General features: G+C 71.6%; 22 protein-coding genes. 9 read left to right on the top strand and 13 right to left on the bottom strand.

The window, feature by feature from the left end:
- Positions 1 to 42 precede the first annotated feature (42 nt).
- Together ACIBJB_RS01215 and ACIBJB_RS01210 are read left to right on the top strand one after the other, a co-directional pair.
- On the top strand, positions 43 to 1,662 hold the full coding sequence (locus tag ACIBJB_RS01215) for a SpoIIE family protein phosphatase (protein WP_398925236.1): 1,620 nt from the start codon (positions 43 to 45) through the stop codon (positions 1,660 to 1,662).
- Between the two features lie 28 nt (positions 1,663 to 1,690).
- Entirely contained in the window at positions 1,691 to 2,044 is a 354-nt protein-coding gene (locus ACIBJB_RS01210) for an isomerase (RefSeq protein ID WP_352383121.1), read from the top strand.
- 8 nt (positions 2,045 to 2,052) lie between these two features.
- Here ACIBJB_RS01210 and ACIBJB_RS01205 read toward each other — a convergent pair whose 3' ends face one another.
- The 3 genes from ACIBJB_RS01205 to ACIBJB_RS01195 all read right to left on the bottom strand — a co-directional run bounded on the left by ACIBJB_RS01205 (position 2,053) and on the right by ACIBJB_RS01195 (position 5,358).
- Positions 2,053 to 2,742: a TetR/AcrR family transcriptional regulator gene (locus ACIBJB_RS01205; protein ID WP_398925234.1), complete on the bottom strand. Its 690-nt coding sequence runs from the start codon at positions 2,740 to 2,742 to the stop codon at positions 2,053 to 2,055.
- 96 nt (positions 2,743 to 2,838) lie between these two features.
- Entirely contained in the window at positions 2,839 to 4,764 is a 1,926-nt protein-coding gene (locus ACIBJB_RS01200) for a hypothetical protein (RefSeq protein WP_398925232.1), read from the bottom strand.
- Between the two features lie 48 nt (positions 4,765 to 4,812).
- Positions 4,813 to 5,358, bottom strand: a complete 546-nt coding sequence (locus ACIBJB_RS01195) for a tetratricopeptide repeat protein (RefSeq protein ID WP_398925230.1) — start codon at positions 5,356 to 5,358, stop codon at positions 4,813 to 4,815.
- A 92-nt stretch (positions 5,359 to 5,450) separates the two neighbouring features.
- Between ACIBJB_RS01195 and ACIBJB_RS01190 the strand changes: the two genes are divergently transcribed.
- Positions 5,451 to 5,885, top strand: coding sequence for a hypothetical protein (locus ACIBJB_RS01190; protein ID WP_063803809.1), 435 nt, complete (start codon positions 5,451 to 5,453; stop codon positions 5,883 to 5,885).
- Positions 5,886 to 5,944: 59 nt separating this feature from the next.
- Here ACIBJB_RS01190 and ACIBJB_RS01185 read toward each other — a convergent pair whose 3' ends face one another.
- The 3 genes from ACIBJB_RS01185 to ACIBJB_RS01175 all read right to left on the bottom strand — a co-directional run bounded on the left by ACIBJB_RS01185 (position 5,945) and on the right by ACIBJB_RS01175 (position 9,632).
- The gene (locus tag ACIBJB_RS01185; RefSeq protein WP_398925228.1) at positions 5,945 to 7,540 is read right to left on the bottom strand and encodes a DUF1996 domain-containing protein; all 1,596 of its coding nucleotides are present in this window, start codon (positions 7,538 to 7,540) and stop codon (positions 5,945 to 5,947) included.
- A 182-nt stretch (positions 7,541 to 7,722) separates the two neighbouring features.
- The gene (locus ACIBJB_RS01180) at positions 7,723 to 8,376 is read right to left on the bottom strand and encodes a response regulator (RefSeq protein WP_398925226.1); all 654 of its coding nucleotides are present in this window, start codon (positions 8,374 to 8,376) and stop codon (positions 7,723 to 7,725) included.
- Positions 8,367 to 9,632 carry a sensor histidine kinase gene (locus ACIBJB_RS01175; protein WP_398925224.1) on the bottom strand — a complete coding sequence of 422 codons (1,266 nt, stop codon included), beginning with the start codon at positions 9,630 to 9,632 and terminating at the stop codon, positions 8,367 to 8,369. Before ACIBJB_RS01175 ends, ACIBJB_RS01180 begins: the two co-directional genes overlap by 10 nt.
- 257 nt (positions 9,633 to 9,889) lie before the next feature.
- Between ACIBJB_RS01175 and glnII the strand changes: the two genes are divergently transcribed.
- The 3 genes from glnII (at position 9,890) to ACIBJB_RS01160 (ending at position 12,931) form a co-directional block, all read left to right on the top strand.
- Entirely contained in the window at positions 9,890 to 10,918 is a 1,029-nt protein-coding gene (gene glnII, locus ACIBJB_RS01170) for a glutamine synthetase (RefSeq protein WP_398925222.1), read from the top strand.
- A 345-nt stretch (positions 10,919 to 11,263) separates the two neighbouring features.
- Positions 11,264 to 11,824: a winged helix-turn-helix domain-containing protein gene (locus tag ACIBJB_RS01165; protein ID WP_398925220.1), complete on the top strand. Its 561-nt coding sequence runs from the start codon at positions 11,264 to 11,266 to the stop codon at positions 11,822 to 11,824.
- 60 nt (positions 11,825 to 11,884) lie between these two features.
- Positions 11,885 to 12,931, top strand: coding sequence for an SDR family oxidoreductase (locus tag ACIBJB_RS01160; RefSeq protein ID WP_398925218.1), 1,047 nt, complete (start codon positions 11,885 to 11,887; stop codon positions 12,929 to 12,931).
- Here the strand turns inward: ACIBJB_RS01160 and ACIBJB_RS01155 are convergent.
- The gene (locus ACIBJB_RS01155; protein ID WP_398925216.1) at positions 12,897 to 13,547 is read right to left on the bottom strand and encodes a hypothetical protein; all 651 of its coding nucleotides are present in this window, start codon (positions 13,545 to 13,547) and stop codon (positions 12,897 to 12,899) included. The genes ACIBJB_RS01160 and ACIBJB_RS01155 overlap by 35 nt on opposite strands.
- A gap of 107 nt (positions 13,548 to 13,654) precedes the next feature.
- A complete protein-coding gene (locus ACIBJB_RS01150) occupies positions 13,655 to 14,017 on the bottom strand; it encodes an arsenate reductase family protein (protein ID WP_398925214.1) in 363 nt (120 codons plus the stop codon).
- Between the two features lie 164 nt (positions 14,018 to 14,181).
- On the opposite strand from ACIBJB_RS01150, the gene ACIBJB_RS01145 reads away from it, so the two are divergent.
- Positions 14,182 to 14,496: a hypothetical protein gene (locus ACIBJB_RS01145; RefSeq protein ID WP_059205955.1), complete on the top strand. Its 315-nt coding sequence runs from the start codon at positions 14,182 to 14,184 to the stop codon at positions 14,494 to 14,496.
- A gap of 47 nt (positions 14,497 to 14,543) precedes the next feature.
- Here ACIBJB_RS01145 and ACIBJB_RS01140 read toward each other — a convergent pair whose 3' ends face one another.
- Entirely contained in the window at positions 14,544 to 15,743 is a 1,200-nt protein-coding gene (locus ACIBJB_RS01140; RefSeq protein WP_398925212.1) for a winged helix DNA-binding domain-containing protein, read from the bottom strand.
- 230 nt (positions 15,744 to 15,973) lie between these two features.
- Between ACIBJB_RS01140 and ACIBJB_RS01135 the strand changes: the two genes are divergently transcribed.
- Complete coding sequence (locus tag ACIBJB_RS01135; RefSeq protein ID WP_398925210.1) at positions 15,974 to 17,320, top strand: DUF2252 domain-containing protein; 1,347 nt, start codon at positions 15,974 to 15,976, stop codon at positions 17,318 to 17,320.
- A 9-nt stretch (positions 17,321 to 17,329) separates the two neighbouring features.
- Here the strand turns inward: ACIBJB_RS01135 and ACIBJB_RS01130 are convergent, their stop codons facing one another.
- Positions 17,330 to 18,964 (bottom strand): alpha/beta fold hydrolase, encoded by a 1,635-nt coding sequence (locus ACIBJB_RS01130; protein ID WP_398925209.1) that lies wholly within the window; start codon positions 18,962 to 18,964, stop codon positions 17,330 to 17,332.
- A 106-nt stretch (positions 18,965 to 19,070) separates the two neighbouring features.
- Between ACIBJB_RS01130 and ACIBJB_RS01125 the strand changes: the two genes are divergently transcribed.
- A complete protein-coding gene (locus ACIBJB_RS01125; protein WP_398925207.1) occupies positions 19,071 to 19,358 on the top strand; it encodes a hypothetical protein in 288 nt (95 codons plus the stop codon).
- Positions 19,359 to 19,368: 10 nt separating this feature from the next.
- Here the strand turns inward: ACIBJB_RS01125 and ACIBJB_RS01120 are convergent, their stop codons facing one another.
- The 3 genes from ACIBJB_RS01120 to ACIBJB_RS01110 form a co-directional block, all read right to left on the bottom strand.
- A complete protein-coding gene (locus tag ACIBJB_RS01120) occupies positions 19,369 to 19,953 on the bottom strand; it encodes a hypothetical protein (RefSeq protein ID WP_398925205.1) in 585 nt (194 codons plus the stop codon).
- 2 nt (positions 19,954 to 19,955) lie between these two features.
- Positions 19,956 to 20,879: a zinc metalloprotease HtpX gene (gene htpX / locus ACIBJB_RS01115; protein ID WP_398925203.1), complete on the bottom strand. Its 924-nt coding sequence runs from the start codon at positions 20,877 to 20,879 to the stop codon at positions 19,956 to 19,958.
- 97 nt (positions 20,880 to 20,976) lie between these two features.
- Positions 20,977 to 22,320, bottom strand: a complete 1,344-nt coding sequence (locus tag ACIBJB_RS01110; RefSeq protein WP_398926793.1) for a hypothetical protein — start codon at positions 22,318 to 22,320, stop codon at positions 20,977 to 20,979.
- Positions 22,321 to 22,355 lie beyond the last annotated feature (35 nt).

The following is a 22,355-nucleotide window of genomic DNA, read 5'->3' as shown; positions in this document are numbered from 1 at the left end:
GAACCCCGCTCTGCTCCACCGGTGTTGCCCGAGGGCGGACAGATGGATGCGAAAGGCAAGCTGACAGGCACGACCGTGATGGTCGTGGACGACGTGGAGGCCAGCCGGTACGCCATGGGCACCGTGCTGAGCCGGGCAGGGCACCGCGTCGTACCGGTCGCCACCGGCGGCGAGGCCCTCGCCGAACTCGACACACGGCTGCGCAAGGGCACCCTGCCGGACGTGGCCCTCGTCGACGTGGGACTGCCCGACATGAGCGGCTTCGACCTGTGCCGGCTGTTCAAGGAACGCCCGCACACGGCCGGGATGCCCGTGGTGCACTTCTCCGCCTCCGCGGTGCCCCCGGCCGTGCACTGCGCGGGCATGGACACGGGTGTCGAGGCCTATCTGAAAGTGCCCGCCGAGCCCCTGGAGATCGAGGCGGTCGTGCGGGCCGCCGTACGCAACGCGCAACAGCGGGCCGGGGACCGGGCGTTGGTGCGACGGCTCACCCTGCTGTCCGAGACGATCGTCACCATCCAGGCGGCGCGCACCCTGCAGGAGCTCTCCGACGCGGCCGCCGAGGGTCTCTCGCGGCTCACCGGCACCCCCGGCGCCGTCTTCGTACTCGACCAGGACGACGTGCTCTACCGCGGTCTGTCCCGCGACCGCATCCCCGTCGCCCTGCCCGACGAGGAGGCCGACCGGGCCGTGGCCGCCCTGCTGCGCCGGCTCACCCGGGGGCAGGCCGGGGTGCAGCTCACCACCGTGCCCGCGCCGCTGTGGCCCGCCGGGTTCTTCCGGCCCGGCGTCGAGCACGACGCCCGGCTCGCACTCGTCGTCACCCAGGACGGCCGGGCACCGGTGTGCCTGGCCGCGCCCGCGCGCGGGATGCGCAGGGTGGGCCTGGAGGGCGAGACGCTGCTGGCCCAGCTCGCGCAGGCCACCGCGCTCGCCGCCCAGCCGCTGCTCATGTACAAGGTCGAGCGGCATGTCGCCCTCACCCTCCAGCACAGCTTCCTGCCCCAGCCGCACCGGCTGCCGGAACTGCCGGGCATCGACGTCGTGGTCCGTTACGTCCCCGCCTCCCGGCAGACCGAGATCGGCGGCGACTTCTACGCCGCCCTGCGCGTGGACGAGGGGGTGCTCACCGCGGTCGGCGACGTCGTCGGGCACTCGCTGGACGCGGCGACCGTCATGGTCGAACTCCGGCACGCGCTGCGCGCCTACGCCGTCGACGAGAGCGATCCGGCCGTGCTCGCCGAGCGCCTCGACCGCACGCTCCAGCGCTACCACCCGGACACCACGGCCACCGTCTGCCTGGCCCTGATCGACCCGGACACCGGGCGCACCCGGATCGCCAACGCCGGCCACATCCCGCCGCTGATCGTCCGCGACACCGGCACCGCCGACTACGCCAAGGCGGCGGGACCGCTGCTCGGCGTCGGCCTGCCCCATCCGCCGGCCACCGAGCTGTTCCTCGAACCCACCGACCGGCTCCTCATGGTCACCGACGGCCTCATCGAGACCCGGGGGACCGACCTCACGGCCTCCCTGGAACACCTCCGCGCGGCCTCCTCCGGCGCCCTGCCCGGCCTGGACGCCCTGTGCGACACCCTCCTGGACACCTTCGGCCATGACCGGGAGGACGACATCGCCATGCTGGCGCTGCGGCTAGGGTGACCTGTGCCGTCGTAGAACAGGAGTCCCCATGCCGCAGATCACCGTCGAACACTCCCCGTATCTCGACCACGTCGACTGGGAGGAGTTCGCCCTGGCGCTGCACCCGGTCGTCGTCGAGACGGCGGCCGCGAAGCTCGAGGCGTGCAAGACCCGGGTCCTGCGCACCGAGGACGAGGCGGTCGGCGGCGAGATCAGGAACCACGCGATCGTGAACGTCACGCTCGCCCTGCTCGCCGGACGGTCCGAGGAGACCAAGGCGAAGCTCACCGAGGCCGTCGTGGAACTCCTGCGCAAGCACGTCGGACCCGCGGAAGGCCTCACCGTGCACCTCTCCGCCGAGGTCCGCGACCTGGACGCCTCCTACACCAAGGCCGTGCTGTAGGCCCTGTCCTAGGAGGCCAGCGTGATCAGCCGGGCGGCGAGGTCGGTGAACGGGCCGTCGTTCGGCTCGTCCTTGAGCATGTGGCGCAGCAGCGCGGTCATCTCCTCGTCGTAGGCCGCGCCGACCGCGGCCAGCGCGGCGAAGCTGTGCACGAGCTGCGTCTCGAGTTCGGCGCGCGGGATGCGCCGGCCGTCCAGCCAGATCAGGGCGGTCGACTCGACGAGCGAGATCCAGGAGCGGATGAGCAGTTCCAGCCGGGCGGGCGGGTCCGTCACCCGCAGATGCGACAGGATCTGCTCATAGGCGACCTGCCGTACGGAGTCGATGAGCGCGTTGGTCGCCGAAGAGCCGACCGCGGGCCCGCCGCGCATCAACGCCGAGAAGCCCGGCCCGTGTTCGTCCACGAAGTCGAAGAACCGGCGCATCACGCGCAGCAGTCGGCCGCCCAGCGACCCCTCGTGCGGTTCCTGGAACCGGCTCGCCAGGTCCTGCGCCGCGCGCTGCAACGCGGCCTCGTACAGGCTGAGTTTGCCGGGGAAGTAGTGATAGACCAGCGGCCGGGAGATACCGGCCGCCGCCGCGATCTCGTCGATGGAGACCTCGTCGGGCGAGCGGCGGGCGAACAGTTCGAGGGCGACGCCGATCAACTGCTGACGCCGTTCCTCGACGCCCATTCTTCGGCGGACCCCGGTAGTCATACGAACACCTTACCGATCGGATCCGGCCTGAAGCGGGCTGGATCGACCAGCGGTGTTCACCGCTCTACCGGAGCCCGCCTCTACCGGAGCCCGCTTCTACCGGAGCCCGCTGACCGCCCGCCCGTCCTCCAGGGTCCCCTTCAGCTCGGCCTGGGCCCCCTGCTTCGCCTTCGCGGCCAGCAGATTGCCGTTCGCCGTCGCCCGGACCCCGCCCGACGCGGTGATCGAGGACGTCCCCCGGCTCCCCGCCGCCAGCAGGTACCAGGTACCGGCCGCCGACTTCCACAGCACCCCGGCCAGCACCTGCGGATCCTTCGCGCCGCACGCCGGCACGTTCTCGGCCTTCGCCGCGACCGCCCCGTACGGTCCGCCCGGCGTGTGGAACTGGGACAGCACCCGCTCCCCGCCGCCCTGCCAGGTCTCGGCCCGGGTGCATACCCAGCTCGCCGTCCCGCTAGCGTCCGGCAGCGGCTGCGCCGCGTAGGCCCAGGCGTTCACACTGCGCACGCCCGCGGAGCGCATCGCGCCCAGCGAGCAGGCGTACGGCGCCCAGGCGTGCAGCGCGCCCGCCCCGGACGCGTCCTTCACGGACCCGGGGCGGCCGGTGGTGAGGCGGGCCGGGACCAGTTCGCCGAGGTCGGTCAGCAGCCGGGTGCCGGAGGCGTCCGTCAGCTGGAGCACGTTCCAGGAGGTGCAGGGGCCGCTCTGCGCGGGCCCGGACATCGGCGCGGTGGTGCCGCCGGTCAGCGCGAGGTCCGTGGCGTCGGAGCCCGGCTTCAGCAGGTCCCGGTCGGCGGCCCTGGTCACCCAAGGGGCCGTCAGATAGCGGACGTTGCCGTCGGCCCGGCCCAGGACGACCGCGCTCGCCTCCGCCCGGTCGGCTCCGTCGACCCGCGCGAAGTCGAGGGCGGCGCCCTTGGTGCCGTCCCGCGGCTCGGCGTAGCGGACGATGCGCAGACCGTCGTAGAGGATCACCACGCGCGCGTTGTCGACGGTCCCGGCGTACAGCAGCTGCGGCGGGCCGGAGGGGCCGCCGGAGGGGGTGCCGGGGGTCGCGGAGACCTGGACGGTCTCGCCGGGGCGGGCCCAGACGGCGAGGGCGCGGCGCAGGAGGGCCGAGTCGCCGGTGAGGTCGCCGCGCGCGGGCCACACGGAGAAGTCGGTGCGGGCGGAGGACTCCCACGCGGCGGCCGGGACCTTCAGCAGCAGGGCCGGGTCCAGGGCTGCCTTGGCGGCGGGGTTCTGCGCGTAGGGGGGCGCGGCGGCGCCGTCCGGGCCCCAGCCGTCGCCCGGCATGCCGAGCAGCGCCCCGCACACGGCGACGGCCGCCGCGGCGGCGAGCGCGGCCTTCATGTGCTGCCTGCGCCGCATCAGGTCGGTGGGCCGGGCCTGCAGCGAGCAGGGGTCGAACTCGGGGGAGTCGAGGAGGGCGTACTGGGCCTGCGCGGAGTCGGCCTCGTCGAGGGCCGCGTCCACGTCCGCCACGCCCGCCGCCGTCAGCAGACCGCGCACGTCGCTGTCGGGGAGCTTCTCCAGGCCGCGCAGGACGTAGGCGGCACGGGCCGGTCCTGTCAGGGCCGACAGGCGCTGGTCCAGGGCCAGTTCGTCGGCGCCGCCGGAGCGCGGGAAGAGCCTCAGGCCCCACACCTGGGGGAGCAGCGGCGGGAGCTGGGAGCGCTTGGGCCACGCCTTGCGCCTCAGCGGCAGGCCCGCCTCCAGTGCCGTACGCACCACCTGGAGGCGGACGAAGGCGTAGCCGGGGTCGCCCTCACGGCCGTCGGACTGGGCCGGGATCACGGGCGTCGCCGTGCGGCCCCGGGGCAGGGCACGCTGGGTGAGGGCGTGCGCGGTCAGGACCCGCCGGTTGCGGCCGAGGCCCGGCGGCAGCACCAGGTAGGCGAGCCGGACCAGCCGGGGGTAGTGCTCGACGAGCGCGGCCTCGGCCTGCTCGACGTCGACGACGGGTCCGGAGGCGGAGCCGGAAGCGGGTGCGGGGCGCGGGGCGACATCCTGTGACTGCACGTTCAGCAGAACGAGCGAATCGTTGGTTGGTCACCGCCCCCGGGTGAATCAGTCCTCCGGGGCGAGGAGCGCGCGGGCGTAGCGGGCCATCGAGCGCTGGTAGCGCGGCAGATGGGGGGCGAGGGCACCCAGGACCAGCGACAGCCCCTCGCGGTCCCGGCCGAGGCTGGACAGACACAGCGCCAGGGTGGCCCGTACGGCATCGTCCAACTCGTCGGAGGGGCCGTCCAGTTCGGGAGTGAGCAGCTTGACGCCCTCCTCCGCCTGCCCCGTGTTCCGGAGCGAACTGGACAGCTGGATCTTGGCGCGCCGCCCCTTGTAGCCGCTTTCCCGGCTGAGCCCCCTCGCGAGCGCCTCCCGGTACAGCGGAACCGCCTTGTCCGAGTGCCCCGTCGAGTCCCAGGCGGAGGCCTGCTCGAACAGACCGAGCGGGCTGCCGTCCGGCAGCTCGGCCACGAGCGCGTCGATCACGGCACGGAACTCTGCCGCCCGTTCCTCCGGATAGTCGTCCAGCGTCGCCCAGGCGGCGAGCACGCGCTTTTCCCAGTCCTCGTTCACCGGCACACTTTCGCACAGCCGTACCCGTGGTGACATCAGGATTTGAGCGTCCCGCGCCTCGCAGCCGTATGGGAGGAGACGGACCCCCGCCGGGGCCCGTCCGAGGTGACCCGTGACCGGAGGAACAGATGAGGTTGACCCGACCGATGCTCGCGCTGACCGGCGCGGCCGCGGTGCTGGCGCTGGCGGGCTGCGGATCCGGCGGTGACGCGAAGGCCGCAGCGGTGCCCTCCGCGGCCACCGGCAGTCTGGAGCACCTGGCCGCCGAGGTGAAGTGCACGCCCAACATCCAGATCGACGCCGACGAGCTGCGTCAGGCGGTGTGCAAGAAGTCCAAGGACGCCGACGGCAAGTTCATTCTCGCCACCTTCGCCACCGACCGCGGCCAGCGCGAGTGGATCAACGGCGCCAAGGACTACGGCGGTCACTTCCTCGTCGGCCGCAAATGGGTCGCCGTCGGTGACACCACCAAGACGGTGACGGTGCTGCGCAAGACGCTCGGCGGGGACATCGAGGAGGGCACGGACCACTCGAAGATGGGCGCCACGCACTCGGCCCACTGAGGACGCGAACACGAGAAAGCCGGCGGTGAGAGATTCTCACCGCCGGCTTTCTCAGTGCGTCACTGGCACTTCTTGCCGGTGTTGATGCAGTTGACCATCTGGTTCATCGTGTTCGTGGAGAAGAAGTTGATGAAGTCATTGTGGTCGGTGATCGGCTTGTGCAGGTTCTCCGGGAAGGTGTCCACCGCGTAGGGGTTGACCACCGTGCCGTTCTGCAGCTTCGGGGCCGGGACGTTGTAGACGAGCCGGACCTGGAGCTGCGGGATCGCCTTGAAGCCGTTGGCGCAGGTGCCGTCGGCCTGGGCGAACGCCACGTGGGTGCGGTGGTTGGCGCTGTCGATGTTCTGACCGTCCCAGCAGCTCTGGAAGTTGGTCGTGCGCACCACCTGGCTGCCCTGCGGGCAGATCGGGTACTGGGTCTCCAGCTGCACCTTGTTCTCGAAGCCGGTGCAGCTCCAGTTCACGTTGGCGTTGGCGTTGCCGTTGACGAAGGCCTTCGCGTCACCGGTGATGATGCGCAGGGCCGTCGGCATCGCGACGACGTTGCCCTTCTTGTTGCCGACGAACTTCAGCTGCGCCTGGGCGGGCTGGAGGATCTTGCCGACGTTGCCCTCCTTGCCACCACCGTCGTTGTTCTGGTCGAAGTCCTGCGTGCCGTCCTGCACACGCAGCACCGGCCAGAAGTACGAGGACTTGTCGCCCTGGTTCTGGCAGCTGGTCTGGGCCGCCGCCAGTTCCTGGTCGCTCGCGAAGGCGTCGTTGCTCTGGTTGCCGACGTAGTCGTGCAGGTGGTGGGCGCCGTTGGCGACACCCGGGGCGACGATCACGTTGTCCGTGTTGTGGTTGTCGTTCCCGTTGGTGCCGCACTTCGTGGTGAAGCTGCCCTTCGAGCCCGAGTTGCCGTTGGCCGGGAGGCCGTTGGCGCCCACACCGAGCTGGGCGTTGCCCTGGACCTTGGTGATGTCCACGAAGTCGGCCGCCACCGGGCCGTTGCCGCCCTGACCGCCGTTGCCCTGCTGCTGGCCGCCGTTCTGCTGGCCGCCGTTCTGCTGGCCACCCTGCTGCTGGCCGCCCTGCTGCTGGCCACCGTTCTGCTGCTGGCCACCGTTGTTCTGCTGGCCGCCCTGCTGTTGGCCGCCGTTCTGCTGCTGACCGCCGGTCTCGCCGGCGTTGGTCTGCGCGTTCTGCGTCGTGCAGGCGGCCAACTGGCTGAGCGACGTGTTGAACTGGCCACCGACCCGCTGGATGTCGATGCGGATCCGGTCGATCGTGGCCGCCCGCTTCTCCTTCAGGGGGCCGACGATGGCGTTCTGGACGAAGCCCGAGTCACCCGCCTGAGCCTGTCGCGTCGAGGCGAGCCTGGCGTAGGCCTCGGTGATCTGCTTGTCCAGGTTGGCCAGCTCCGTGGCCACCCCCTGACGCGCGTTCTGAGGCACGTTCGTCAGCTTCTGACCGACGTCGGGGCACGAGATGGTCGCGACCTGCGCGGCGGCGGCCTTGGTCTGGTTCTGGGACCAGCCGTTGTTGTTGGACTCGTGCGCCGAGGCGTAGAAGTTCGCCCAGATCAGCCCGCCCCCACCGAGCGCTAGGGCCGCCGACGCGGCTATGGCCTTGTTGGCCATCGACGAGCGGCGTTTACGTGTATTGCGTCCCATGGAACTCCTCTGACTTCCTTTTCCGGGCCATCGAGGCGCCCGACAGGAGTGAAGCGGCTCCCTCCCTTACGGATGCCGTCCCAGGGGTGTTCAGCCGCCCCACAAACAAATCAGAGGTTTGCCTGGCACCGGGCCGACAACAGCCCGTTGAGCAGCAGGAGTTACAGAGAATGAGGACTCGCTCACCGGCCCTGGTCGAGATACGCGAGCACCGCCAGAACGCGCCGATTGTCGTCGTCCGACACCTCAAGGCCCAGTTTGGTGAAGATGTTGGCGGTGTGCTTGGCGATCGCCCGTTCCGTGACGACGAGCTTGCCGGCGATCGCCGCGTTCGACCGCCCCTGCGCCATCAGCTCGAGCACCTCCCGCTCGCGCGGTGTGATCCGGGCGAGCGGCTGGTCGTCGGCCGCCCGCCGGGTCAGCAGCTGCTGGATCACCTGCGGGTCCATCGCCGTACCGCCCGCCGCGACCCGTCGTACGGCATCGACGAACTGCTCCGCGTCGAACACCCGGTCCTTGAGCAGATAGCCCACCCCGCCGGTGCCGTCGGCGAGCAGCTCGCGCGCGTACAGCTGCTCCACATGCTGGGAGAGCACCAGCACCGGCAGCCCGGGTCTGTCCCGCCGGGCGTTCAGCGCGCACTGCAGGCCCTCGTCGGTGTGCGTCGGCGGCAGCCGTACGTCGACCACGGCGACGTCCGGTTCCAGCTCGGCCAGCGCGCGGGCCAGCTCGGGCCCGCTCTCGACGGCCGCGGCGATCTCGAAGTCGTGCGCCTCCAGGAGCCGTACGAGGCCGTCGCGCAGCAGGAACAGATCTTCGGCCAGGACTACGCGCAAGGGATCTCCATGGTCACCATGGTGGGACCGCCCGCGGGTGAGCCGACGGCCAGGACGCCGTCGAATGTACCCAGCCGCCGCTCCACCCCGGCCAGTCCCGAACCGGCCGTGATCAGCGCGCCGCCCCGGCCGTTGTCGGTGACCGTGATCCGCAGCATCCCCTCGGTCTGATGCAGGTCGATCCAGATCCGGTCGGCGCCGGAGTGCTTGACCGCGTTGGTGAGGATCTCGCTCACCGCGAAGTAGGCGGCCGACTCCACGGGCGCCTCCGGACGGCCTTCCAGCTCCACCGTCACCTCGGTGGCGACCGGCAGCCGCAGCGCCAACGCCCTTACGGCGTCGCCCAGTCCACGCTCGGCCAGCACCGGCGGATGGATGCCGCGCACCAGGTCGCGCAGTTCAGTGAGCGCGTCCACCGAGGACTGACGGGCCTGCGCCAGGAGCCGCTTCGCCTGCGCGGGGTCCTTGTCGAGGAGCATCTCGATGGTGCCGAGGTCCATGCCCATGGCGACCAGCCGGGCCTGCGCCCCGTCGTGCAGGTCCCGCTCGATGCGCCGCAGTTCGGCCGCGGAGGTGTCCACGGCGTCCCGCCGGGTCTCGGTGAGGACACGGACGCGTTCGGCCAACTCGCCCTGACCGGCGCCGAGTACGGCGCGGGTGAGCCGGAAGTGGGCGGTCAGCAGGCGCGGGGCGAGCGGGGCGAGGGACAGCAGGGCGATACCCAGGGCGCCGGCGGCGAGCGCCGAGGCCTGGTCGGTGACATGCACGAAGCCGTACCAGTAGCCGCCGCCCAGCTCCGCGAGCGGCCGCCACAGGCCGGCCGCGACGGCGAGCCCCTCCAGCGGGTAGAGGACGAACACCGCCGGCAGCAGCGCCGTCACGAACCCCGCCGTCATGTCCACCTGCAGCCACCGCAGATCCCGCCAGGTCGCCGGGTCGCGCAGCATCGCGTAGGTGCGGGCCCAGGGGTTGGCGTTCTTCGGTATCGGCCGGTACGCCGACGGGATCCGCACCCCGCACCACTCGGCCGCGAGCACCCGCCGCCAGTCCGCGAAGGCACGCACACCCGTCAGCACCCAGGGAGTCGTGACGACCCCGATCCCGACCGGGACGAGGGCGATGGACACCAGGCCGAGCGTGAAGCCGAGCAGTGCCCCCGGCAGCGTCACCAACGCCAGTGCGAGCCCCCGTACGGCCGCGAGCCCGATGCCCCGCGCCCTCGTACCCCAGCTGCCGTTCCCCGTCTGCATGGTCATACGGTCAGTCTCGCCGAGGGGGCGACGCGGGTCACTGGGCCTGGCCGCCCCGTCCGGGAGTGGTGCCAGATACACCCTCTGCCGCGCTCACACCGTGAATCGCGCCACAGCACCACCCGGTAACACGGGGTTCACACTCGAGCAATGACCGGGAAATCGCCTGTTGACAGGCTCGCGGGCATCAAAGAGGCGGCGTTTCAGTGCCGCAGCGCCGCAGCACCCGCAGTGCGTAGACACATCCCCGAAGGAAGTGGCCCGTGACCTTCAAGGCTGAGTACATCTGGATCGACGGCACCCAGCCGACTGCCAAGCTCCGTTCCAAGACGAAGATCATGGCAGACGACGCCAAGGGCGCGGAGCTGCCGATCTGGGGCTTCGACGGGTCCTCCACGAACCAGGCCGAGGGTCACTCCTCCGACCGTGTCCTCAAGCCGGTCTTCTCCTGCCCCGACCCGATCCGCGGCGGCGACGACATCCTCGTGCTGTGCGAGGTCCTCAACATCGACATGACGCCGCACGAGTCCAACACCCGTGCCGCGCTCACCGAGGTCGCCGAGAAGTTCGCCTCCCAGGAGCCGATCTTCGGCATCGAGCAGGAGTACACGTTCTTCAAGGACGGCTACCCCCTCGGCTTCCCCAAGGGCGGCTTCCCGGCCCCGCAGGGCGGCTACTACTGCGGTGTCGGCGCCGACGAGATCTTCGGCCGTGACATCGTCGAGGCCCACTTGGAGAACTGTCTCAAGGCCGGTCTCGCGATCTCCGGCATCAACGCCGAGGTCATGCCCGGCCAGTGGGAGTTCCAGGTCGGCCCGGTCTCCCCGCTGGAGGTCTCCGACCACCTGTGGGTGGCCCGCTGGCTGCTCTACCGCACCGCCGAGGACTTCGGCGTCGCCGCGACCCTGGACCCGAAGCCGGTCAAGGGCGACTGGAACGGCGCGGGTGCGCACACCAACTTCTCCACCAAGGCGATGCGCGAGACCTACGACGCGATCATCACCGCCGCCGAGTCGCTCGGTGAGGGCTCCAAGCCGCTCGACCACGTCAAGAACTACGGCGCCGGCATCGACGACCGCCTGACCGGTCTGCACGAGACCGCCCCGTGGAACGAGTACTCCTACGGTGTCTCCAACCGTGGCGCCTCGGTGCGCATCCCGTGGCAGGTCGAGAAGGACGGCAAGGGCTACATCGAGGACCGCCGTCCGAACGCCAACGTCGACCCGTACGTGGTGACGCGGCTGATCGTCGACACCTGCTGCTCCGCGCTGGAGAAGGCCGGCCAGGTCTGATCCCCGCCGTCAGCCTCCCGAGGGGCGCTCACCGGCCACGGTGGGCGCCCCTCGGCGTGTCGCCGGTGGGACGGGCACGCCGGGGAAGTGTCCGAGCAGTGAGAGAAGGCTCCTGTCGCGGGCCAGTGTCTGCTTCAATGGGCCCATGGCCAGCTTCCAGAAGTGCAGCGCGACGGGTCGCCAGGACCTCGAGCCCTTCTGGCCTTCCCGTCAGCACCACGACTTCGACCGGGTGTGTTGCCGCGCGATGAACGCGCCGGCCCTCTAAAGCCGTATACCCCGGCCTTCGGCCAGCGCGCAGACGTACGTCTCCCGACGACCCTCTCGCGCGAAAGAGCTGATCTCATGGCGACCACTCGTTCTCTCTCCACCGCCCCCCTCACCACCCCGTCCGAGAACGGCGCACGGCACCGACTCCGAGCCGTCCGCCCCGACGAGGTTCCCGAGGCGCCGGAGTTCCTTCCCCCGGGCGCCACCTGGCTGCCCGCTCCCCAGCACACCCTGCCCGTCCTGCCGGGCCAGCCCCCGATGATCGGCTACCTCGTGCTCGTCCCGGCCGACCAGCACCAGCCCTTCCGGCCGGAGCCGACGGTCACGGACGCGGAGGGCGACGCCCCCCTCGTGCGGATCGACACCGTGCAGCGCACCGCCGAGGTGAACGGCAGGGAACTCGACCTCACCTACCTGGAGTTCGAGCTCCTCGCCCACCTCGTCCAGAATCCGCACCGGGTGCACACCCGCGACCAGTTGGTCACCACGGTCTGGGGCTACGGCCACGTGGGCGACGGCCGTACCGTCGACGTCCACATCGCCCGGCTGCGCCGCAAGCTGGGCGCGGAGTTCCGGGGCGCCATCCAGACCGTGCGCCGGGTCGGCTACAAGTACACCCCGCCGACCGGCGGCTGACTGTCTGCCCAGGGCAGATCCGGGTTCCCTCGTGGCGCTCCGGCGGGCACAGTCACCGGCATGAGACTTCTTCTGCTGGGTGGTACGGAGTTCGTCGGCCGGGCCGTCGCCGAGGCGGCCCTGGAACGCGGCTGGGACGTGACCGTCTTCCACCGGGGACGGCACGCGCCCGTGGCCGGGGTGCGGTCGCTGCACGGCGACCGCACCGTGCCCGGCGGTCTCACGGCCCTGGCCGAAGGGGGCCCCTGGGACCTGGTCGTCGACACCTGGTCGGCGGCGCCCCGCGCGGTCCGGGACGCGGCGCGGCTGCTGCGGGGCCGCGCCGACCGGTATGCGTATGTGTCGAGTCGCTCGGTGTACGCCTGGCCGCAGCCGGCCGGACACACCGAGGACGCGCCCCTGGTCGAGGGCGCCGCGGCGGATGCGGAGGAGACCGACTACGCACGGGACAAACGGGGTGGTGAACTGGCCGCCGTCGACGCGTTCGGCACGGACCGCTCCCTGCTCGTACGGGCCGGGCTGATCCTCGGCCCGTACGAGAACATCGGCCGCCTGCCGTGGTGGCTGGGCCGTATCGCCCGCGGCGGCCCGGTCCTCGCGCCCGGGCCTCGGGACCTCCCTCTCCAGTACGTCGACGTCCGCGACCTGGCGCAGTGGACGCTGAGCGCCGCGGAGGCGGCGCTGAACGGCCCGTACAACCTGGTCAGCCCGCCCGGCCACACCACCATGGGCGAACTCCTCGGCGCCTGCGTGGCCGTGACCGGGTCGGACGCCGAACTGTGCTGGACCGACCCGGACATCGTCCTCGACGCGGGCATCGAACCCTGGACCGGCCTGCCGGTGTGGGTCCCGCCGGACACCGACCTGCACACCACCCTCCACGGCGCGGACACCTCCCGGGCCGCCGCGGCGGGCCTGCGCTGCCGTCCGGTCACCGAGACGGTGTCCGACACCTGGCGCTGGATGCGGGACCTGGGCGGGGTGGCTCCCCAGCGCCCGGACCGGCCGGTGGTCGGCATCGATCCGGAGACGGAGGCGAAGGCGCTGGCGGGCCTTCAACCCGCGGACCGCCTCACCCGACCTTCTCGATCAGGGCCCGGCGGATGAGGAACTTGCCGGGCTCCCGTACCTGTTCGAAGGCCGCGTTGTTGAGCAGGGCACAGCTGCCGGAGACCGAAGTGACCTCCACCGTCGTGGACTTGTTGTTGTCCAGGTTGGTGACCTTCAGCTTCGTGCCGGCCGGGAACTGGTTGCTGGACGCGGCGGGCGCACCGGCCTCACCGGAGAGCGTGACGGTGGAGCCGTTGCACACCTGCTGCCCGGAGGCGGCGTTCCCCGCGGGGGGAGCCTGGGAAGCGGGTGCGGACGCGGATGCGGCCTGTGAGGGCTGCCCCGTGGCGGCCTGGGAGCCCTGAGCCGACTCCCCGACCACACAACCGGACGCCTTCTGCTGCACCTTGATCTGCGCGATCACCTCTTCCCGGTTGGCGATCCGGGCCGCCGACTGGGCGTCGGGAGTGGCGCGTTGCCCCTCGATGAACCGCTGGTTGTTGCCGAGCGCGGTGGCGAGCCCCTGGCAGACCGTCGATTCCGCCGCCGTCTGCGGACTCTGCGCGGCGTTCGAGGTGCCGGCCATCACAAAGGCCCCACCACCCGCCACCGCCGCCGCGCTCACCAGCAGCGCGATCTTCTTCTTCGTACCGAGTGTTCTCCTGCGCGACATCCGCGCCTCCTGAGAGCTAGGGGAGCGTACGCCGCTATGTACGAGATACCGAACGAGGTTACTCAGCGGTTACAGGAGTCATCAGACGTAACCTGCGTCACACTCCGCTATTTCCTGGCCAGGGCGTCCCGTACGGCGTCCTCGGTGCGCCCGACCACCGCGGAACCGTCGTCCGCCGTGATGATGGGCCGCTGGATCAGCTTCGGGTGTTCGGCGAGCGCGGTGATCCAGCGGTCACGCGAACTGTCCTCCCGGGCCCACTCCTTGAGGCCGAGCTCCTTGGCGGCGGCCTCCTGGGTGCGGGTGATGTCCCACGGTTCGAGCCCGAGCCGGTCGAGCACCTCGCGGATCTCGTCCTCGCTCGGGACCTCCTCCAGATAGCGGCGGACGGTGTACTCGGCACCCTCCGCGTCGAGCAGACTGATTGCGCTGCGGCACTTCGAACAGGCCGGATTGATCCAGATCTCCATGGCCCCACGGTACTTCGAAAACCCGTCTTCCACCTGCGTCACAGCACCCCCGAAAGCCCTTGTGGCCAGGGGCTTTTGTCAGTGGCGGACGGTAGAATAAAACCAGTGTTCGAGGGCGCCGCCGGGCCCCCGGTGGCCGCCCTTACCGCGACAGGAGGATGCCTGTGCCCGCTGCCGCACTGAAGCAGAAGCCGTTCCCGACCCAGTCCACCGCGAAGCATCCCGTGCTGCTCGATCTGCCGTACACCCCCGTGGAGAAGCGCCCGTTGCCGCCGGGCCGTCCCCGTGAGTGGTACGTCACCCACAACCGCCGCCTCAAGGCGATGCGGCTCGCGATCGCCCTGCTCGACTCCGGCGTCTATGTGCCGAACCAGGCCCGCAACGAGACGATCCGGGACACGGCGGAGATGATCGGCGTCCACCCACCGTCGGACACGACGTGCCACATGGTGCGGGCGCTGATGCGCTACTCGCGGTAGGCCGTGGCGCCGGGCGCCCTCCTGCTCTTGGGCGCCCGGCGTTCCGGTCAGCCGGTGGCCCCGGCCAACTCCCTCTCCAACGGCACCCGGAACCGTGGTGTCACGCGTGTCGCCCCCACCCACCCCCGCAGCCGCTCCGCCTCCACCGCGATGGCCGCCTCGGCTTCGCTCCCCACACCCTCCGTGTCCAGCAGCCGCCAGACGATCTCCCCGTCGGGCCGCTGTCCCCAACCCCCCACCACCCGCCCGTTCCACCACACCGTCGGTCCCACATTGCCGCTGCGGTCGAACAGGGCGGGCCGCAGCGACGGCGCCAGGTACCAGTCCCGTTGCTGCCAGCCCATCGCCGTCGGATCGAGGCCGGGCAGCAACGCCGCCCAGGGCCCCACGGGTCCCGCGACCGGGCCGGCGTCGCCCTCGACGACGTAGGCCGGGCCCTCGTCGACGGACACCCGGACCGCGCGGATCGCCGTGAGCGCGCGGCGGACGTCGGTCACCTTCCAGCCCGTCCACCACTTCAGGTCGGCCTCGGTGGCGGGACCGCACACGCCGAGCCAGCGCCGCAGCAACGCGGCCTGCGCCTCTGCCACGTCGAGTTCGGGATGCGGGGGCGCCACCGCCCAGCGGAACTGCGTGGAGATCCAGGAGCCGAGCGGCCGGCCGCGAACCACCTTGCCCTCCACGCCGAGCACCCTCAGCAGGCGGCTCGAGACGGAATGGACGCCCTCGTAGCTCTTCCCGGCCGCGTACACGAACTGCTCCCGCAACCGCGGCTCGTCCTGGGCGAGCTCCGCCGCCGTCGCCTCGCCGCGCCGGGCGAGCGCGGCCAGCATCGCCTCCTCGACCTCCTTCAGCCAGGTCGCGTCCGGGGCACCGGCCTTGGCCATGTCCTTGAGGAGATGGGCCCGTTCCCGCGCGGCGACCGTGAGGCCGGTCGAGGCGTGCACGATGGCGGTGAGCTCGGTCGGGAACGCGAACACGGTGTGCCGCATCCCGTGCATCCGCACCAACGACCGGTCCTCGTACAACGCCCGCTCGGTCTCGGCGACGGTCCCCGAGGGATCCCTGAGCCGCGCGCCGACCGCCAGATACACGGTCGCGGGGTCGGACCCGTGCAGCGCGACCAGAGCCCCGGCCACCTCCTCGGGACTCCCCACCCGAGCCGCCCCGGCAAGCTGCTGCCGCAACGCCAGCCGAGCCCGCCGCTCGTCCACGCCGATGTACCGCACTGCATCATCCAAGCTCATACGGCCCATCCTGACCCAGCCCACTGACAACGCGCCCCAAAGGGGCGCGGGGAACTGCGCGACCAGCCACGATGGCGCAGCAGACGCACGACGACCCACCGCACCCCCGATGCACACGTCACCCGATCGCCGTACCCCGCATGCGCACCTTCCCCTCCGGCCCTTCACTGCGATGAGGAGGTGACGGACACCGGCGACCAGGAGACGAGCGTGACCCAGAGACAGGGCCCATGAACACCCCCGCCACCCGAGCGGAGCGCGGCCGAGCCGCCCGAAAACGCGTCCCCCGTTCCGCCCACGCCGTCTGGATCCCGTCCGTCGACCGCCCCGACCCCGTCGCCGTACTGGAACGGCAGGGCCGCGACCGGCTCACGGAGCTGCTGCCGATCCGGTACGGCAGGATGTCGGCCTCCCCGCTCGCCTTCCTGCGCGGCGCGGCCGCCGTGATGGCCGCCGATCTCGCCGCCCAGCCCCACACCGGCCTCACCGTGCAGCTCTGCGGCGACGCCCACCTGCTCAACTTCGGCCTGTACGCCTCCCCGGAACGCTCCCGTTCCCTCCACTTCGACCTCAAGGACTTCGACGAGACCTTCCCCGGCCCCTTCGAGTGGGACGTCAAACGGCTCGCCGCGAGCGTCGCCGTGGCCGCCCGCGAGAACGGACACGACGAGGCCAAGGCCCACCGGGCGGCGGGGGAGGCCGTCACCGCGTACCGCACGGCCATGCGCCGGCTGGCCCGCATGGGTGAGCTGGAGGTCTGGTGCGCGAGCGCCGACGCCGACAGCCTGCTGCCGCTCGTGCGTTCCGCCCGTCAGCGCCGGCACGGGGAGGCCAGCCTCACCCGGGCCCGCCGCCGCACCAGCATCCAGGCCCTCGGCAAGCTGACGGAGGTCGTCGACGGCCGCCGCCGCATCGTCCACGACCCGCCGCTCCTCGAACCGGCCGGCGCGTCCGACATGGCCGGCCTGCGCAAGACCTTCAGCGACTACCGCTCCACGCTCTCCGAGGAACGCCGGCTGCTCCTGGAGCGCTACCGCTTCGTCGACGCGGCCCGCAAGGTCGTCGGCGTCGGGAGCGTCGGCGTGCGCTGCTTCCTCGTGCTGCTGGAGGGGCGGGACGTCGACGACCCGCTGTTCCTGCAGATCAAGGAGGCGCGGGAATCCGTACTGGAGGAACATCTGCCCCATGGCCCGTACGTCCATCCCGGCCGCCGTGTCGTCGTGGGCCAGCGGCTGCTCCAGGCGGCGAGCGACATCTTCCTGGGCTGGATGAGCGGTCCGCAGGGGCGCGCCTTCTACTGGCGCCGGCTGCGGGACATGAAGGGCTCCGCGGACGTCGCCGGCATGACCCCGGCCGACCTCAGGGCCTACGCCCGCCTGTGCGGCACCACCCTGGCCCGCGCCCACGCCCGCTCCGGCGACCGCATGGCCATCGCCGCGTACCTGGGCACCGCCGACACCTTCGACCAGTCGGTCGCCGACTTCGCGCTCACCTACGCCGACCGGACCACGAACGACCACGCGGCCCTGTCCGCCGCCATCGCGGCAGGCGTCGTCACGGCGGCCCCGGGCGAGTGACCCGCCCGCTCATCCGTACAGCTCCACCAAGCCCCGCACATACGCCTCCAGCCGCCCGCCCAGCACCCGCGGCGTCAGCTCGGTCCGCCCGAGTTCACGCCACGGTCCGGCGAGCTTCGCCGCGTCGGGGCAGTAGGCGAGCGCGTCGAGGAGCCGCCAGTACAAGTGGTCCGGCCCGTCGGCGAGCCGGTGCCCGCCGTGCGCCTCGTACCGCTGCCGGAAGGCGAGGCCGTGCTCGGGGCCGTGAAGCAGGGCGAGGGCTGTCGAGCAGTGTGCGATGTCCAGGTCGGCGGGGCCCCAGGATGTCTCGACCCAGTCGACCACCCCGCTGATCCTGAGGTCGGCGCCGGCCCCGGTGAACAGCACGTTCCCGGGGTGGAAGTCCCGATGCAGGAAGCATCCTTCGTACGGCGGCGGGTCCTGGCGGATCACGTCCACGGCCCGCTCCCACAGCGGGCCCCGCACCCCCTGGACCTTCTCCGGCCGGGTCCACGCCTGGTAGGTGCGCGGACGCTCGTCGGGAACGACCCGGTGGATCCGTACGAGTTGGGCCGCCAGCAGGTCCAAGCGCCGTTCGAGGTCCTCTTCGTCGACGCGGACCCGCCCCGGCAGCCGGGACATCAACAGCGAGGGATGGTCGCAGTGTTCGCCGGTCGCGTCGACGGCGACGGGCTCGGGGGCCGGAACACCGTCGGCGTCGGCGAGCAGTGCCAGGACCGAGGCCTCGCGGCCCAGCAGACCGGGGGCGTGATGCCGGAAGAACGGCTTCACGAACGACCGCAGGACCAGCTCGGTGTCGTCGTCGAGTGTGAGCCGCCGCATCTGTGAGCTCCAACCTCCCGACAGAAAGCCCGAGTCGACGACCGACCGGCCCTCGGGGAGCTGCTTGGCCACCCAGCCCCGGGTCGCCGTCCAGCCCCGGTCGCCGAGCCCGGTCAGCAGCGAGGTCACCAACTCCCGGCGCCCGTCCGCGTGGTCGCGCAACCACCGGCCCAACTGGTGGTCGGCCTCCGGCAGTTCGAGGCGCGTGAACTGGGACCGGAAGGCCAGCGCCTCCTGCACGGCCTCGGTCACCTCCGGCGGGATCACCGCGTCCGTGCCCGGCACGGCGAGCACCGCCCGTCCCTCGAACGCCCGCAGCACCTCAAGCGCCGGAGACCGCCGCCAGCTGTCCGGCCGCCGGATGATCCCGCTGAACCGCCCGTCACCGTTCCCGAACGGCACGTCCCAGGCCTCGGCCGCGTACACGGCGGGCGCGCACAGCCCCAGCGCCACCACCCGCTCGCCGTAGTACCGGACGAGGTCCGCCACCGTCTGGCCACTCATGCTGAACCCGACCAGAACCAGCGGCCCGTCCGCCGGGGCGTGTGCGTCGATCACGGCGACCGCCTGCTCGAACCGGCGGCGCAGACTCAACTCGGCGAGTTCACCCGAGCTTTCGCCGTGCCCCGAGAAGTCGAAGGCGAGCGCGCGGCAGCCGTGCGCCACGAACTCGTCGAGCAGCGGCAGGAGTCGCTCCTTGCTGCCGTGGCCGGCCCCGTGCAGCAGTACGGCGGTGACAGTGGTGGGGCCACTGTCTACGCTGCCGCCGTAGACGCCACGTAGGCGCTCACCGGCGTGTTCCTGTGTGAAGGACCCGGGCATGCCGTCAACTCCAGAGTGCGGGGAAAGAGCTTCGCGCAGGGCAGGCATCACCCCGCCCCTCCGGGGCTACTCTTCTACACCACACCCACGCACACGGAGGCCCGTCATGGGCACCATCGTCATTTCCGGGACCGTCGTCCTGGTCATCCTGGGCTTCGGGAACCACATCTGGTGGCTTGTCGCCGTCGCCCTGCTCTTCGTGTACATGCAGTACGGCCGGGGCGGTACCTCGGCGTCCTCGCCGGGCGGCTCGTCCGGCGGCGCTTCGGGGGCTACGCCCGGCAGTTACCGGGCGTACCGCGACCGCCGTGACAAGCAGGCCAGGTGGGACCGCCGTTACCGCCGCGAGCACCCCCTGGAGTCCCGTCGGCAGGCGCGCGAGAGAAAGGGCTAGGGCCGGGGCCTCAGAGGCCGGGGGCGCCCCACAGGGGGAACCAGCGGTTCAGGTCCTGTTCGATCCGCAGATCGTTCGTGAGCGCGGCCTTCACCCGCAGCTCCAGCGGGTTGTCGCGCCGCTGTCCCTCGCCGGGGAGCGGCGCGAACGGGTAGAAGCTGCCGCGCTTGTAGAGGTACACCAGCGCGAGGGAGCGGCCCTCGGTGTCCTGGAACCCGGCGAGCGAGCACAGCAGTTGCGGCCCGAAGCCGTTGACCTCCATCGAACTGTTCACCGCGTGCAGGTCGTTGACCAGCTGCGGCAGCTGGTCCGGGGTCCGCTCGGAGACCAGCCAGGAGTACCCGAAGTCGTCCCGCCGCAGTTCCACCGGCGGGCCGTCCCGGTCGGCGTCCGCGTCCAGCAGGGCCTGGACCTCCCGGTGCGTCTGCTCGAAGGCCGCCCCCTCGACCGTGGCGAAGCACACCGCCCCGCGTCCGGTCGGCGTGAAGGAGGCGGCCGCCTCCAGCGTGACGGCCGCCGACGGCAGCGCGAAGAGCTGGTCGAGATCGGGCGCGACGGGCTTCGTGCGCCCGAGCAGGATGTCCAGCAGCCCCATCCTCAGCCCGCCTCACCTTTCCCGGGCGTCGCCGCCTCACCCAACTCCGTCGAGATCCTGCCCAGTTGCTCCAGCCGCTGTTCCAGGGACGGGTGGGTCGAGAAGATCCGCTCGATGCCGGGCTCCTTGCCGGTGGCGGGGGTGAAGTAGAAGGCGTTGAAGGCCTGTGCGGTGCGCAGGTCCTTGGTGGGGATACGGGCGAGCTCGCCGGAGACCTTGGTGAGCGCGGAGGCGAGTGCCGAGGGCCGGCCGGTGAGAAGGGCCGCGGCCCGGTCCGCCGCCAGCTCCCGGTACCGGGACAGCGCCCTGATCAGCAGGAAGCTGAGCGCGTACACGGCCGCCGAGACACCCATCACGGCGGCGAAGATCACGGCCGTGTTCTGGTCCTTCCGCCCGCCGAACAGCTGGCTGTAGAAGGCGAACCGCACGATCAGCCCGGCGATCACGCCCAGGAACGAGGCGATGGTGATCACGGCGACGTCCTTGTGCGCCACGTGCGACAGCTCGTGCGCGAGCACACCCTCCAGCTCGGCTGGGTCCAGCCGCCGCAGCAACCCCGTGGTCACACACACCACGGCGTTGTCCGGGTTCCGGCCGGTGGCGAACGCGTTGGGCATGTCCATCGTGGACACCGCGATCACGGGCTTGGGCATGTCCGCGATGGCACACAGCCGGTCGACCACCGCATGCAGCTCGGGATACTCCTCGCGCCCCACGACCTTCCCACGCATCGCGAACATCGCGATCTTGTCGGAGAACCAGAACTGCGCCACGAACATCACGGCGATCAGGGCCACGACAAGCAGCCAGGACTTCAGCAACACGATCAACGCGGCGAAGAAGGCCACGTACAGCAGTCCGAGCAGGAACATCGTGACCGTCATCCGCACGGTCAGCCGCCGGTCGCTCCGGAAACGACTCCGCATCTGCACCACCCCGCAGTCAGGCACTCGTCCCATCGTCCAGTGTGCACCCGGCCCGGCCCATGAAGAGGTCGCGATCAGCCCTGGGGCCGGCAAAGGCTCAGGCTTTGAGACCGGCCTCCCACTTGAGTCGCTTCAACCCGTACGCGTCGAACAGACCTGCCCGCTCCAGCAGCTCACCCACCTCCGCCGACCCGCGGGGCACCTCCGCCGTCGGCTGCCAGCGCAGCACGGACTGCCGGGCCCACTGCCGCAGCTTGTCGTCCGGATCGTCGACCAGCGCGACGGCGGCCCGCAGCCGTACCAGCCCGCCGTACGCGTTGAGCAGCCGGAACGCGGAGACCCGCGTCTCCCGGGCCCGCTCCACGGTCAGCCGCTCCAGCAGCCACCCGTCGTCCAGCATCCGCGCGGACGGCACCAGCGCCAGGGTCGCCTCCCGCACCACACCGGGCGCGGGATCGTCGAGCAGCGCCCGCAGCCGCCGTACGTCCAGCACGTCCAGCGCCCGCAGCCCGCCCACGGCGCGCGCCCTGACCACCGGATCCGGATACGAGGTGAACGCCCACAGCGTTTCGGCGTCACGCCGGTCCCCGCACTCCGCGAGCCCGCTCACCACGCCCGCCGACAGCGCGGCATCGCCGGCCTCCGCACACCGCCGCCGGTACCACTCCACCGGCTCGCCCCCGGACTGCCGTACGACATACCGCGCACAGGCCCGCACCACCGCGGCCCGGTCACCGAGGAACCCGACCGCCCGCTCCCCGCGCCCGGCCCGCCGCAACGCGGTCACCCCGGCCGACCGCGCCCGCGGATTGCGGGCGGCGAGCAGCGGTTCGAGTACGTCGTCGTCCGCGTCGCCCTCCGCCACGGCGGCCAGGGCGGCCTCCGCGCAGAGGCCCTGGACGACCGTGTCCTCGTCCCGGGCGGCGCTGCGGGCCAGCTCGGCGGGGGAGAGGAAGCCCTCCTCGACGGCGAGCCGGTGGGCGAAGCGGCGCACGGTGCGGTCGGCATGGGTGAGGAGCGGAAGCAGCGCCTCGCGGTCCGCCGAGCGCAGCACCTTGTCGATCAGGCCGAGGGCGAAGTCACCCCGGTGCCGGATGCCGATCCGCAGGGCGAGCGGGACCAGCGCGACCGCGGTCTCCACGGTGACCGCCTCGGCCCACCGCGTCCGGGCCCGGTCCCGCACCGGTTCGGCCCAGTCCGCGCACCGGATCACGACCAAGGGCAACAATTCCGGTCGCCCCGCGACCTCCCCCAGCGCCCACTCGCGGACCCTCCCGTCCCGTTGGCACAGGCCGAGCGCGAGCTGGCCGTCGGTCAGCGTCCACCCCTGTTCGGTCCGCTGCCAGGCCGGCAGCCAGGTGCCGTCGGCCGAGGAGCGGACACTGTGCCGCACCGCCTCGTCCAGCGCGATCCAGACAGCGGGGTCGGCCACGTCGAACATGGCCTCCCTGAGTACGGCCCCCTTCGCGAGGCGTA

The organism is Streptomyces sp. NPDC050759, from assembly GCF_044456945.1.
Classification (GTDB): domain Bacteria; phylum Actinomycetota; class Actinomycetes; order Streptomycetales; family Streptomycetaceae; genus Streptomyces.
The sequence above is the reverse complement of the archived record's forward strand: the minus strand, read 5'-3'. Positions and strand labels throughout refer to the sequence as shown.